This window comes from Shewanella sp. NKUCC05_KAH, assembly GCF_019345585.1.
In the GTDB taxonomy this organism is placed as follows: Bacteria; Pseudomonadota; Gammaproteobacteria; order Enterobacterales; family Shewanellaceae; genus Shewanella; species Shewanella oncorhynchi.
Genome location: NZ_JAHKQZ010000011.1, coordinates 103922 through 118395, shown reverse-complemented (window position 1 = coordinate 118395; position 14474 = coordinate 103922). Strand labels below are relative to the sequence as shown.

The window sequence follows — 14474 nt, the reverse complement described above, 5'->3', positions numbered from 1 at the left end:
GTACAATTAATTTATAAATTATAAGACAACTTCAGGCCAATCCCACTTGATAAAATCATCAAACTGTTGGGATAACTCTTCAGAAGCCATTCTATCAACAAGATATTTTTGATACCCATAAGTTTTCAATACCATATATCGTTCGAACACATTAGGCTTATAGGGGTCAAACTTACCTAAAGCAGTAATCTTCTCTATATCTGTATTAATTGTCTTAAGCCACGCCACCATAATGACTTTTGCACCAGTTCTCTCGATGTATTGTCTAGCAGACTCAAACGAATACCCTTTTGTACAGATATCATCCACTAACAGCACGGTCTTACCTTCTTTTAGCGGTGCAGCTTTGTAGACTGTTTTAAAGTTTTTTGTGGGCAACTTATTCAATTTTATGGTGTTAAGTTGGTTACGATGGTCAAGCGCAATTCCCCTATTTCTCGCATCCTGCGATTTCAACGCTGTGGTGTGGCGCTCAATAAGATCGTGTAAGTATCCCTTTCTAAAACACTTGGCAAAGGTCATGAGGTCGTCATTCATTTTGTCATTGCCTACCCCAACTTTATGGCCTGGGTATGCTGCGATAAAATCGATTCGCTTATGTATGCCAGTAAAGTACAAACTGGTAACTAATGCTGATAACCAAAAATCAGGATGCCCGCCCCCCCACTTCGCAGCATCACGAGCATCAGCAGAATAACGTGTAAATTCTGCTTTCATTGTGCTAAACGGGGCTAGAGCATAAAACTCAAAGTCACCATCTTTAATCTCATGGCTCCAAAAGTGCTCACGCAAGCAAAGAGTATCAATGAATCGTGCGATCTGTTTTAACTCTGAAAACTCAAAGCCATAATCGGTACTATTGTTATACCAAGTTGCACGTAGCAACAGCAAATTACCATTAACGGCAGTTCTCATATCAGTATCAGAACTTCCGATATAGACAACCTCAGTGTCTTTCCATCCCATTCTATCCAACACATGTGCTGTTGATGCTGCATTAGGTTTAGCTGGAATGCTTGGATCTAAATGGCGACTAAAAATAGTAAGCTCAGGAAACATTTGTTTAAGTTCTTTAAATAAACATAATTGCTTACCGGTTTGCTTTTCAGTAACAGTCCATTTTTGATTAGAAAGCAAAGCAGTTTGTATCCCTCTGAGTTTCAAAAACTTCATAAAAATACTAACTTGCTTAAACACATTCTCGTTAACAGTTCCTTTGTTTAGTAGAACATCTTCTACGCTAAGAATTATTCCCTTAAGTCTCGCTGCCATATGTGCCTCTATTCCAAATGAAAAGATATTTGTTCTTCGGATTCAGTTTTTTCAATCATTTTCTGAAACTCTACCGCTTTATAATCCCTAATTAGATCAACAAATCCCCCACTCTCATGTGGGATCAAAAAAGTTTTACCTTTTGAGTACGAATTGACTAGAGATAATTCATCTTGAATCTCAGAGTTAGGTAGGTATGGCATTATCAAATGTCGTTTAAAATCTTGAGCGAACTTAACTGTATGGGCTGTACCACTCTTGATCTTCCATTCGACAGGGACGACTGCATTAGCTAATCCTGCTTGTATTCTATTACGCCTTACAAAGTTCTCTGCACTATAGCTCTGCTTCAATAGATACTCAGATACAATTGTCCCACCTTTAGACAGAATTTCAGCTCTCATTAGGTCAGAGCCTTTTGGATAATTACTATCAATACCAGTACCAAGAATAGCAACGGTAGGAACACTAAATTTCATTGACTCAACGTGTGCCTTTTGATCTATACCTTCAGCTAATCCACTGATCGTCACTATCTCAGAATCTGCAAGCGCAGCAACAACGAACTTAGTGAGCCACAGTCCATCATCACTGGCCTTACGACTACCGACTACTGCAATAGATGCTTTATGAAGGTTCAAGATTTCACCTTGTACAAAAAGCCATAATGGAGGGTTGTTTATATGTCTGAGCTGTGCTGGAAATGAATGTTGATCGTAAAAAATAACACCGATTTTATCTCGCCCTAATTTTGCAGCGGTTTCGACTCCAAACCCCCAACAATCTTTTTGAAAACTCGCCCAGTTAAAAGGGGTTCCATCAGCAGTATCTTTAACACTAATGCCTAATGTACTGTGAAATGAATCAGAGTCAGTCGAAAAAAGAAGATCGTAAAATCGTACACCACTCTTGGCGATTTTATATAAAGTATGGAAACCAACGCCTTTGATAGATTGCAATGCATAAAATGCTACTGCCTCCATCTTCCACATTTTTTGGTTCATCTCAGATAGAGCTTTACTCATATACTATCTTCTCACCTAAATCTATAAGGTAACAATATCATGATTGATACAATACAACACGCTGATAACAATTAATTATTTTGAATACTTCCATCTTATGTGTCGTACCGCCAACACTTAAATTATGTCGAGTTAACAGAATGATTGGCATATCATCAACTCTAAAAATTATAGATAAAAAGTTTATAACATCAGTTCTAATAGGCATGCTCAATAAGCCATAAAAACTTAACTACCTTCCCTGCCGAATACATCATCGATGTCACTACTTTTTATGTACTCACTCGATTACCACCAATGCAATAACAAACCAAATAAAAACATGATAAATAAGGAAAATAACTTCATAAAGGAACATTATGAAACACTTAAACATGCTCGTAAGTGAGTCAATTGATAATACAATTTCACATGACCATTTGATTGCAACATCTAAAAAAACTAGTTCAAAAATATTGTCCAAGTTGACAAATATACAACCTACCACATTACCGACAGCGACCGTCTACGGTATGACGATCAAAACAGATAAAGATGTATTTATCGATCACTCTGTTGCAGTGGTTGAGACTGCACTAGGCTATGAAGAAACCCTATATAAGGTAACTGATAGGTTTAGTGTCGATAGCAAGGTATATGAGGTAATCACGGATTTTACCGATACCATCCCATTAGATAGTCTTAATTTAAACATCATGGTGTTGGCTGGTGACATAAGACTTGTGACTGACGCACCGATAGTTGCAGTAGTACAAGACAGTAAATTTGAAATTATACGTTGGAAATCACCAGTAACGGCAAGGCTGATTAAGCTAGATGCAAGTACAGAGCTACTTGAGGATCTTGGAAGGTCTGGTATGGATTCAATTGATTTGGTTGATGATGTGATTGCAACAACTGTTTCAGAAAGTATTAACAGTGACATTATTGTTAAGCTAATCACTATAGCAAAAAAAGATAAGCCTACAGACTTAACCAATCACGAAACATCGTATTATAAAGGCCGAGAGCTAATCTGTGTTTTAGGTCGCATGGCGGCTGGCATTAAACAAGGAACAACTGCCATCCCGACTTTCGTTTTATGCACACCACAGGTTGAGGCAATTTTAAAAGCAAGTGGGCAAACTTCAGATAACGTCATTAATGGATATGATCTTGAGATCATATGTGATACCAAAAGCGCACTAGATTATGTCTTAGTAGGTTGTGCAGGGCGCAATCAGGTTGAGCAATCAAGTCTGTATTATAGTCCTCTTATCATACCTGATCCACTAGGTAACGACCAAGATGCTGGTATTGAAATGTTATTTAATCGCGAAAGCACATCTATGCACCCAAGCTATGGCTCAATGGTGCGATATGCACTTACAGTTGCTGAACCATATAGTAAAGATAAAGTAACTGAAATGGATTGGGGGAAATATGCTAACAATTCCAAACTGACATACCTTTCACAGATCATTCTTTAAGTGAAATTAGCATCAATCCGATATTTTAAATTACAAAATTCTAAAGACGAAAAAATAAAAAACCGACATAGTTTAAGTAAATATGTCGGGTTTTTATTCTACTTATTTTTCTCAAGGTAAACTTGCAATTTACCAACTGCATTAGTAAGTTCCTGTGTAACATGACTACTTTCTATCAATGCTTTTTCAAGCCTTTCATTGACCAGTTTTTGGTTTTCATTTGTCAAGTTCTGATTGGATTTGAAAATGTCAATTGAATTGTATTTATCTGCCAAGATGACGACTTTTGTTTTAATTTCACTTATTGAATTAGTATTACTACTAATCGTACTTCCCATAGCTCCAAATACCAAAACTACACCTACGATTGTACCTAAAATGCTAAGGAAGTCAGGCATCGATAACTTCTTACAGATTTCCATATTATATGTCCGCTACATTTGTAATTTTTAATTTAGCCGTAACTGACTTGGCGCTTTGTCCAGCATAGTTCATCATTACATCAATGTTAGAATCAAAGTTAATATCTAGAATTGACTGACGACAAGTGAATGATTGACGATTAAACCAATCAAAGAAAGATTCGTCTGATATTGAATGTTCAGGCTTTTCATTGCCGTTTCTTTGCTCATAACTAGTTCCTAGTAAAGCCATTAACTCAGTGTTTGTGAGCATTGCAGCATTATCATCAGTATCACCGTCGATAATATTACCTGTTGTACTATCACCTGCCATTAGCTCATGTTTAAGCATGATCAAATCGAGTTCGTCACGGTGTTTTAACGCACCTATAAGGCTCTGTGTTGTTACTTCGGAAATTACATTCTCGATAATCTTGGCTCTGATTTCTGGTGATAAAGTAATTCCTAATACCGCTTTACCATCCATAAAGTCCGAAACAAGGGACTCAGCTTTATCGATCATTGCTGCTCTGTGCTGCTCTTTGTACACTTTCATAGTTCTGCGAGCTTGAGCTGATTTTGTACCTGCTAGTGATGCTGTATGCGCGTCAAATCCTTTCATTTTTTTAGTCCTCTACTTCCAGTAAACGATCAACGGTCAAGCTTGATACTGGTTCGAGAACGTACTTATCGCTCGGAAGACTGTGTAAATTGATTAGTTCGATAAAACTCTTATCTGCGCTATTAAACACGTCTTGATATGAGTGGTAACGACCAACCAACTTGTGTGAGTCTGATAATAGAAACACTTTGTTGTTATTGGTATTGACGAGGCAAGTACGGATATCAATTAGCGATTCACGGTAGGCATTGATCAAATCGAGTTCGTTTTGTTTTTCGATCTCACGTTGTTTCTTATGTTCGATGTCCATTAGCACGTCGTCGTAAGCCTTTTCAGCCAGCTTAATTTGGTTTTCGGTAACAGTCTTACCAAATCCGAGTAACGTATCAGCAAAGGCGTTTGAGCCGGTGTCAACACACAGGCTAAAAATCTCGATCGCTTTGCTGGTCTGGTATATTTTTGTTTTGTTGTCGACGCCAACAATGGCTGTGTCGTAAATTGGCTTCATTGTTGGAATTCCTTAAGTGTATCCGCGATTAGCTTGTCGCGTTGTCGTTGTTGGTTTTGTTGTATTCTGGTTTCTTCATCGAGTACGTTTGAAAATACTGATTCAATAACTGCCTTTTGCTCTTTGATTTTATCGGCAAGACGTTTATCAATGATTGTGGATAGGATATCTAAGCCACTTGTTTGAAAATCTGGGTCGATGTATACATCACTATCGTCACCTTCGTCATAGAACTCAAACTCGTGATCCAATGCCGATTCAAAATCTGGATCTAGATAAAACTCGTCGTTTTCCATCACACCGACGCACTGGTCTTTGTAAATAACTCGTCTCGCCTTAGGCGCTGGGCTATCGATAGTAGTTGGTAGGTGAGTTGATACTACTGCTTCTGTTACTGGTTCATTATCCCGACCATCGAATGAGCAATAATAGTTACTACCCACTGCAATCATCTTTGTATGGGCACCACAGTCGATCAGAGCACGTATTTTTGTTGTTATGGCGTCACCATGGATCAGTAGCAATAACTCGTTTGTATCTTTGTCATAGCGACCGACGACATTACTCAAGTTTCTTTGCTTGGCGCTGTATTCATCAAAAAATACTAGTCCACCATGGGATGCGTTACTTAGCTGCTTTACAATTTTCATATTTCAATGTCCTTCCTAATCTAATATTCTCTAAGTCGTTTTTTCGTTGTACAACAAGCCCAATTTTTATAAGCTCGTCTTTTATTATTGGCAGTAGCTCGTCAGTTTGTAATCCAGTCATGGCCCCGAGATTACAACGACCACCACGCCCCAATACATCAATAAGACAAGCGATTTTTGTCTGGTTGGAGTCCCCTCCAATATCTTGTCTAGATAAGTAACAGGCCGACGTAAACTCACGGATCGCGTTCTCTAAGTGGATATTAATCATCTAAACTCCGCTGATATTATTCATCTGTTTTAATCGTCGTTGATTATGGTATTCTTCGATTTCAATACGACCACTCTTATAGGCGTTTATAATGAGAGTTTTTAATTCATCACTCACTACAGCCATATTAGAATATGTCTCACCGTCGGGCGACTGGTAACTAACGAGGACTGCATTGTCTTTTGAAATCACCGATAACCCATTTTCGGATATCATAATAAATTTGATACCTCGTCCTTTGAACTCGCTAACCACTGTTTTTATACCGAGTGTATTAGCGATTTCTTGAATAAACTTAATTGATTCCATATATTCCTTAGAGCACAGTCGCTAAATCAGCCGCATGCTGATTTTCGATTTTTGTATACATTCCTGTGAGTTTTTCTTTATATTTACTAAACTCGGGAAGCTCTGAACAAAACTTATAAAACCTACTTAGTAACATTGGTGTAGTGGTAAAAAATTCTAGTGGTCTAAACGATTGATCTGCAAATGCCGTTATCAATTTTTTATGAGCATCTAGAACCAGTTGATAATCGCAAGGTGCGGTTCTTTCACCTATTGGCCTAGCGATTTCTTTTGCGACAAACTTTTCACGTTCGATCGATCCAGCAATACCGATTAAGTCCTTATCGAAATATTTATCAAAATTCGATAATACTTTCTTTTCTGTGTAAATTTGTAACTTTATTTCTCTAATGCGATCGCCATGTTCTATGTGGTATTTTTTAAAATACTCACTACGGTCTTTAGTTGTTAGCATATAATTCCTTTTGTTTATATAAGGTATTTAGGGGTGTTGGCGAATCATTGTTTAACAGGTACGAGTGCTGGTGGATTGTCTGGTTTAAAGCAAGTATGCGGGGTACTGTGGTGTTAAATGGTATGCGGGGTACTGGTTATGGTAAAAACGGATTCAGCACAGTTCCCGACTATCAATAGCAATGATTTAGTGGCTAACGCCACGATGTCGCTGCGCTCCATCCTCTGATTTTAAGTAATAGTATTGGATCAACAAATTGGCGAGCGCAGCGAGCAAGACGCGCAGCGTCCCAATCAATAGCAATCTGTAATCATCCTATTGATAGGTGGCTTCGCCACGATGCTTCGCATCAATTGATTTAATTAATTCTCTTATGGGAAAAGTCAACTTGTAATAAACAAAAACCTTTATTAGATCTTAACTTTTACCGTAAGGGGTTATTACTGCGTCGGGAACCGACGATAATTACTATTATTTGGTTTGGTATTGTTATGAATCCGTTTTTACCATAAGATTATTAATAACAAAAAGGGATACCAAATTAATGATATCCCTTTTTTCTTAAACTTTAAAACTAAAATATTTAGGAAGACGTTTGTATTTTAACGCTGATAATAATAAAACCATGTGTTTTGGCTCTAACTCGTTTGGTTTACCATTTACATTCGTAAAATTAGCTATTAAACGTGCGGCTTTGTTGTTTGTTGCACCAGCTTTGACCAATGCGGCAACTACTGGACAACCGCTACCAGTTTTACCTTTATTGTTTGTATTACCAACAGGTGCACCACCAGTATCAACCTCTACATTTATCGCTAAACTTTCATCAATTGTTGCATTTGGAAATTTGGTTGCTAAAAACTTAGCACAACGCATATCAGATACAAAAAACTTTAATTCACCTGTATAATTTGGATTCCGTATTGCGGTTCTTGTCATAGTCTGGTAAGCCACGTCCAGCATATTCTCAAACACAAACGCATCAACTAAAAAATCTTGATCAAACCCTAATAACTCACTACACAGATTCATAAACTTAATATCATGTGGATTTGGGTTGCTAGAGTATATAATCGCTGCTTGTGTACGATCGCTATACTCATTAATACCGTGTGACTTTGCACTAATCAACTCAAAATGATCAACTGCTTCGATTATTTTTTTATTGTCGTTGTTTACTGCAATGATGATACCTTTTTCTGAGTTTGCTTTAACAACATCAAGCATCTTATCAAAGTTTTCCATCATTGATTCATTACTAATAAAATCACGGTTCTCAAATTTAATTAAAGGTATAATAGTTACCTTTTGCTCCATAGCATTGCCACGGATATTAAGGCGGCTTGGATGGATATTAGCTAGTTCATAACCACATAATTTAGTGAAGTACCCAACAGCAACAGAACCCATTGCGTTTGCACTCATTAAGTGGATATGCTCGAAATTATCAAACATTGTTGGGCTAGTATGGAATAAGTAATGAAAATAATCAAAACCACCTAATGGCTCGTCTTTTTTATATGCAAAATAATCGTTATTTACTTTACATTTAAGTAAATTAATTTTACCTACTGAAAACTCTTCACTTTTTTGGTCGCAATGTTGATCGATAATCAATTGTAATTTTGCGTTAGGGCGATTAATAACATCCTCAAATAAAACTGAATCGAATTTAGTTGTTTTTAAATGATTTAGTTGGATCAATCCACTAGGTAACTCATCTATAACTAAGCACCTTTCACCAAACATATTACCGTTTGATAGTAAACACGCATGAGTAATGATAACGATACGAGTATTTTTTATTTTAGTTTGGTTGTCGATAATGTACTGAGTAACAGACCCACCGCATGTATCTTCATTTAATACTAATGCATTTGGTAACTGTGCTAGATATTGATTTTGTAGTTTTTTGGTTGGTACTGCGATTAGAACGTCTAAATCAGCTTGTTCTACTTCAATCAGTCTATTCATTAGATTGATCATTGAATGTGATTTGCCTGATCCAGCGTTATGTTCGTGGATAAAAAGTTGTTTGTTGTTCATTTTATTTCTCTTTTTTGTAAGAGACGTCAAACGAGTAAATGAATTATGAAATGGACTAATAAAGATATTGGTAATAAAGATATTTGTACAAAACTGTGTTCATTAAACTGATTTGCTGTCGGTTTAAGTTAATGTAGAAAGGATTTCTTTCTTATATATGTATTTAGTAAATATCGTATTCAATAGCTCGGCTTTTACTTGTGCATTTTAATAAGGCCATGACTATTGCAATAATTTGAGGGTTATATGCAGTCATGGCCTTGTTAAAATCATATTAATTTATCATTAGAGTCGATAATCGTCTCAGCAAATCGGATTACCAAACTATTTCTTCTCCACAGTTATAAGAAGTAATAGTACGGTTCCACTAATGATAAATTAATATAATCTATTTTATTTTAAAAGAATCTCGTTACCAAGTGGATCAGACATTGATAACGAGTCCCAAACAACAAACACAAACACAAACACAAACACCATAATAATAGTCACTCGTAAGCGACTATAAAGGCAACCCAAAAAAATGATAAGTAAGCAATTCAAAACTGACTATCATTATGCTGTTTGTTTGTAAATCTATTATAACACGGTTAAAGCGCGGTCTAAACTAACAGGCTATATTATGATATCCCCTGTTGCCAAGGGCATCATACATCAGGAATTTTGATATTGAGTCCATTAAACTAATATCACAATATCGCCTAAACCACATAACGATAACCCCTGTTGCCAAGGGAATCGCTTTTAAGGAATTTTGATAATATGTCCATTATCGTTATGTGGTCTGTTTAGTTTAGTGCAAGGCGTCGATATTAAGCGGAGGACTCAACATCAAGCAAAGGGATTGGCAATGGTAATTATCTCTCCCATACATGTATTTAGCAGTGGTCTAAAACCGTGTTTTTGGTGTGTTGATCAAACTATTGCTTAAAATCATAGATTGCGAAGCAATGACGAGTGTAACGAGTCTAATCAATAACTTAACTTAAATCAGCGTAGAAATAGATCTCTTATAATATTTATAATACCTTTATTTCTACGCTCACTAATTAACCATCTATTTTATACTCGCTATGCTCGTAATATCGCTGCGCTCAATCACCGTATATCTAATCCTAAGCCAACCAGCAACCCGTACATAATTAACTCGATCGAGTCCTTTTTCAACAAATCACGAGCAAGCATAAAATCTATACTCTAAATACATATGCCGATAAGAGGGCATTAAGCAAAAAAAGCCAACTGAATTAACAGTTGGCTTTTTTTTATCCAAAATTTCAATATGAATAGACTATACCCTAAGCATAGTGATCGGGTATGCCTCGTTATACTATGAATTTCACTATGAAAACTTATTTACACCACTTAAATCATAGCTTAATATTCATAGTACTTAAAACATAGTGCTGAGGTTTTTATGATCCGAGTTTACATGCGAGCTAGTACCGACTCACAAGACGCCGAACGTGCTAGGCAATCAATAAAGGATTTTCTAAATTCAAAAGGACATCGGGCTGCGGGTTGGTATGTTGAAAACATATCAGGTACTAAATTAGAAAGACCTGAGTTAACTAGATTGATAAACGATAGTGAATCGGGCGATATCTTGTTTGTTGAAAAATTGGATAGGCTTACCAGACTACCATATCAGCAATGGGAATCTCTAAAATCAAAATTACGAGATTCAGGGTTAGTGGTTGTTGTTATGGATCAGCCTATGACTCACAGTGCTTTTACCGAATCAGATAATGATAGTTTTACAGCTAAGATCCTTACGGCCTTCATACTAGACCTTGCTGCTAACCAAGCAAGGGACGATTACGAAACTAGACGCAATCGCGCACAGCAAGGGATCGAGAAAGCAAAGGAACAGGGAAAGTATAAAGGGCGTAGTAAAGACAATACCAAGCGTGAGGCAATCAAAAAACTGTTGCTAGCTGGTGATACCTATTCAAGCATTCAACAAGTTATAGGGTGCTCACCGTATCTAGTCCAGCAAGTTAGTCGTGAGTTAAAACAAGAACTAATTTGACTTAACACACGGATAATTAACTCCTAATACTGTCATCATAATTAGTGACGGGTGTTTTTCTATAGTGCTTGGTTTCTGATCCATGTATCTGACAACATCCTTAACTAATTCAACTTTATCGACTTTTTCTAGCCCACATGCAAAAGGGTGGTAATTGATATTAGTAGCAGTATTACCATTGAGTAAATGCTCGTAAATCACACTAGCATCAGCGTACCCACTTACATAACCAATACACCTAGAAAGACCAACTATCTGCATTGGTTCGGTCAGTTCCGATTTGGGAATGAATACAGATTTGCATTTCGTATAAAGTTCTTCCCCTGTTGAGATTGCTTTTGATGATGGTGAAAAGACCGACAACACCAAAGCGAGCGAAGCTATCAACGATTTGTTATTCAAAAACATCCCCTTATAAACATTATGATTGCCCTGCCCAACTCTATTTGACAATCCCTAATAACACAAGTACGTTGATCAACGTACTTTTTTATTGAACGTTGATTAGTCGTCAAAATCGTCAAATTCACTCTCTTTTGCCAATGCCAGTATTTGCTCGGTCTTACCAAAAAAGTATATCCAAGGGTTACGCTGAGATTTCCTAGATGTGGTGACGTTTATTAGATGTCCGTTATGTTGGACTATTTTAACTTTCCAAACGTTTTTGGCTTTAGGGTATACAATAATGTGCTTAACCAACCTACGCAGTTGCATGTTAAATTGCTCGGGGTTGTCGACCAATGTCACAAGTTTTTGGATATCTTCTTTTGTAGTAACGGCCATAACCAATTGAGATTTTAGATCCGATATCTCACTTTTAATCTTACTAATAGCGCTCGCAATCTCAACAACTGCGCCTGTAAAATCAGCCATACCTAGTATCGCTGACAACTCATTTACCCGAGTTTCCTTTGTGGCAATCTGTAGAATAATTTTGTCACTATCACCAACCTTTATTTCATCAATACTCAAATGATTGGTGGCTTTAAACACCAATTTATCTAAATCAAGCATTGCAGATTTTTGGTCACAACCACCAGATAAACTACTAACGCAAATCCATTGGTTATAGTGTTTGATTGTCCCACCTACAGACCGCTTACCTACTTTCTTACTCATAGCCGATCCACATTGGCACCTTACCAAACGATACAAATGATTATGTTTGGTAATGCCACCAGCGGATTTTGTAAAGTTGGATTGGAATGATTTGTACTCACTGTATGTACATAATGCAGGGTAGTAATTATCAACACTATTTTGCGCTATAAACTTGCCGTTGTCGTTTGTAGTCCCAAATTCATAAGTACCATATAGCGCAGGGTGTCTTAAAATATCGGCTATGGTCGTTCCGCTCCATTGCTTACCACCTCGTGGAGCAAACTCAGATTTATTCAGCGCCATAGATATACTTTTATAGCCATACCCTTGTTTACGCATTTCTATCATGGTCTGTATGGCACCAACATTTTCATTAAAAACGTACTTATCACCGTCATTTTTTAGCCAATAAGGTAATCGTTTTTTAATGACCAATCCCTTGAGTGCATCTTCTTTTTGTCTGTTCTTAGCGGCTTGTACTCGCTCAGATTTCTTAACACTTTCTTTATGAGCTAAATCAGCGGAAATCGCTATTCTGATAACCGATAGCAAATCGTTTAAACTATCTTTATTGAGTGATATACCGTCTTGCAGACTTTCAATATTAACGCCCTTGCGTAAAATCTGGCGTATGATTTCTTGTGTCTTGTCGATACCTTGCCGTGACAATCTATCAAGGTTTTCTAAGATGATATAATCACCTTCTTTGATGCTACCGTTTTCAATAGCAATCAACATCGCGCTTAAATCGGGACGTTCTTTACCTGAGTAACCAGATATGCCTAGGTCGCGGAATCCCTTGTCTGATAACTCGATTTGATGCTTAGTACACCACTCCCGAGCCGCTATTAGCTGTCGATTTAGTGAGTCACCGTTGATCTGGTCTTTGGTACTAAATCTGATATATGAATAAGCTGTCATTGCAAAAGCCTGAGTTGTAAACTAACTACAGTATACCACCGTCAATCTCGCGCCAGCTGATTTACCTAAACAAGGTGGCCGCTACGACTTACCCATCGCCGTGGGCATATTGGCCGCTTCGGAACAGATTCCCATTAACAGTTTAAAAAATATCGAGTTTGTCGGCGAGCTGGCACTGTCAGGGCACATACGTTACTGCCAAGGGTTATTGCCCGCGATTATCGCGGCGAAGCGCCAAGACCATACCTTGGTCTTACCGCTAGATAACCGCCACGATGCAGAGCTAGTCGGCTATCCCAATGTGTTATTTGGTTCGCATCTGCAAAGTCTAGCCGCGTATTTACAAGGGCAAAACCAACTACCAACACTGGCGCCACAGTTAGAATGGGTAAGCCAAGAGACACCCGAGTCTCATACTTGCCTGAGCGATGTGATTGGCCAATATCAAGCCAAGCAAGCTCTCGAAATTGCCGCTGCGGGTAACCACAACCTCTTGATGCTAGGCCCGCCAGGTACTGGCAAGACCATGCTTGCCAGCCGCATGATGGCGCTATTGCCCGCGCTCAATTATGAGGAAGCGTTAGAAGTGGCGGCAATTCATTCCGTTGCTGGGCTCGACATTAAACCGCAGCATTTTTTACAGCGACCATTTAGGGCGCCGCACCACACGAGTTCTTCGATTTCCCTCGTTGGCGGTGGCAGTATCCCAAAACCTGGGGAGATCTCCCTCGCCCATCGCGGTGTATTATTCTTGGATGAAGTGGCTGAATTTCCGCGTAAAGTCTTAGATTGCCTGCGCGAACCGATGGAAACCGGCGAAGTGGTGATTTCCCGCGCCGCCGCTAAGCTGACATTTTTGAGTCGATTCCAATTAATCGCAGCGATGAATCCTAGCCCTAGTGGCGACTTGGATAGCCATCATAGATCCAGCCCTGAACAAATCCAACGTTACCTTTCGCGGCTTTCAGGTCCGTTTCTCGATCGTTTCGACTTGACCATAGAAGTGCCCAAACTTCCCGCGGGCACTTTGACTCAAGCCGCGCCGCAGACAGAAACCAGCCAAGATATCGCCAAACGAGTGAAGCTAGCACGTGAGCTACAACTCGCCCGTGCTGGTGTGCTCAATAGCGAACTTACAGGGAAACAATTGAAACGCTTCAGCGGACTCAGTGATGCTGATTTAGTGTTTTTAGAGCAAAGCGTGGTGAAGCTTGGCCTTTCGGTTCGCAGTTTTCATCGTATACAAAGAGTCGCCCGCACTATCGCCGATCTTGAACAAGCACCTAACACCGAACGCCGCCATCTTGCCCAAGCACTGGGTTATCGTGCTATGGATAGGTTGCTGGCACGACTATCCCAGCAATATTGAGTCAGCCGCTTTACAGTGAAGATG

14 protein-coding genes and 1 pseudogene are annotated in these 14474 nt (G+C 38.5%); 3 read left to right on the top strand and 12 right to left on the bottom strand.

The genetic code is table 11. The annotated features are described in order from the left end of the window. Positions 1 to 18 precede the first annotated feature (18 nt). Together KO533_RS11740 and KO533_RS11735 are read right to left on the bottom strand one after the other, a co-directional pair. Complete coding sequence (locus KO533_RS11740) at positions 19 to 1272, bottom strand: hypothetical protein (RefSeq protein ID WP_219254268.1); 1254 nt, start codon at positions 1270 to 1272, stop codon at positions 19 to 21. Between the two features lie 8 nt (positions 1273 to 1280). Further along, complete coding sequence (locus KO533_RS11735; RefSeq protein WP_219254266.1) at positions 1281 to 2297, bottom strand: DNA-processing protein DprA; 1017 nt, start codon at positions 2295 to 2297, stop codon at positions 1281 to 1283. A 359-nt stretch (positions 2298 to 2656) separates the two neighbouring features. On the opposite strand from KO533_RS11735, the gene KO533_RS11730 reads away from it, so the two are divergent. Next, positions 2657 to 3766: a hypothetical protein gene (locus tag KO533_RS11730; RefSeq protein WP_219254264.1), complete on the top strand. Its 1110-nt coding sequence runs from the start codon at positions 2657 to 2659 to the stop codon at positions 3764 to 3766. A 98-nt stretch (positions 3767 to 3864) separates the two neighbouring features. On the opposite strand, the gene KO533_RS11725 is transcribed toward KO533_RS11730, so the two are convergent. The 8 genes from KO533_RS11725 to KO533_RS11690 all read right to left on the bottom strand — a co-directional run bounded on the left by KO533_RS11725 (position 3865) and on the right by KO533_RS11690 (position 9057). Next, positions 3865 to 4164: a hypothetical protein gene (locus KO533_RS11725; RefSeq protein ID WP_219254262.1), complete on the bottom strand. Its 300-nt coding sequence runs from the start codon at positions 4162 to 4164 to the stop codon at positions 3865 to 3867. Positions 4165 to 4189: 25 nt separating this feature from the next. After that, complete coding sequence (locus tag KO533_RS11720) at positions 4190 to 4789, bottom strand: hypothetical protein (protein WP_219254260.1); 600 nt, start codon at positions 4787 to 4789, stop codon at positions 4190 to 4192. Between the two features lie 4 nt (positions 4790 to 4793). Beyond that, on the bottom strand, positions 4794 to 5297 hold the full coding sequence (locus KO533_RS11715) for a hypothetical protein (RefSeq protein WP_219254258.1): 504 nt from the start codon (positions 5295 to 5297) through the stop codon (positions 4794 to 4796). Then, entirely contained in the window at positions 5294 to 5947 is a 654-nt protein-coding gene (locus KO533_RS11710; protein WP_219254256.1) for a hypothetical protein, read from the bottom strand. Before KO533_RS11710 ends, KO533_RS11715 begins: the two co-directional genes overlap by 4 nt. Next, positions 5922 to 6218, bottom strand: coding sequence for a hypothetical protein (locus KO533_RS11705; RefSeq protein ID WP_219254254.1), 297 nt, complete (start codon positions 6216 to 6218; stop codon positions 5922 to 5924). Before KO533_RS11705 ends, KO533_RS11710 begins: the two co-directional genes overlap by 26 nt. Further along, the gene (locus KO533_RS11700) at positions 6219 to 6527 is read right to left on the bottom strand and encodes a hypothetical protein (protein WP_219254252.1); all 309 of its coding nucleotides are present in this window, start codon (positions 6525 to 6527) and stop codon (positions 6219 to 6221) included. 7 nt (positions 6528 to 6534) lie between these two features. Beyond that, complete coding sequence (locus tag KO533_RS11695; RefSeq protein WP_219254250.1) at positions 6535 to 6981, bottom strand: hypothetical protein; 447 nt, start codon at positions 6979 to 6981, stop codon at positions 6535 to 6537. 561 nt (positions 6982 to 7542) lie between these two features. Beyond that, complete coding sequence (locus KO533_RS11690; RefSeq protein WP_346014701.1) at positions 7543 to 9057, bottom strand: DEAD/DEAH box helicase; 1515 nt, start codon at positions 9055 to 9057, stop codon at positions 7543 to 7545. Between the two features lie 1402 nt (positions 9058 to 10459). Here KO533_RS11690 and KO533_RS11685 point away from each other — a divergent pair. Continuing rightward, positions 10460 to 11059, top strand: coding sequence for a recombinase family protein (locus KO533_RS11685; RefSeq protein WP_251073423.1), 600 nt, complete (start codon positions 10460 to 10462; stop codon positions 11057 to 11059). Here KO533_RS11685 and KO533_RS11680 read toward each other — a convergent pair. After that, positions 11051 to 11461, bottom strand: coding sequence for a Rap1a/Tai family immunity protein (locus KO533_RS11680; protein ID WP_219254244.1), 411 nt, complete (start codon positions 11459 to 11461; stop codon positions 11051 to 11053). The genes KO533_RS11685 and KO533_RS11680 overlap by 9 nt on opposite strands. 102 nt (positions 11462 to 11563) lie before the next feature. Beyond that, positions 11564 to 13081: a recombinase family protein gene (locus tag KO533_RS11675; RefSeq protein WP_219254242.1), complete on the bottom strand. Its 1518-nt coding sequence runs from the start codon at positions 13079 to 13081 to the stop codon at positions 11564 to 11566. Between the two features lie 37 nt (positions 13082 to 13118). Here KO533_RS11675 and KO533_RS11670 point away from each other — a divergent pair. After that, a pseudogene (locus tag KO533_RS11670) lies at positions 13119 to 14450 on the top strand (YifB family Mg chelatase-like AAA ATPase); the annotation flags it as partial. Between the last annotated feature and the right edge of the window lie 24 nt (positions 14451 to 14474).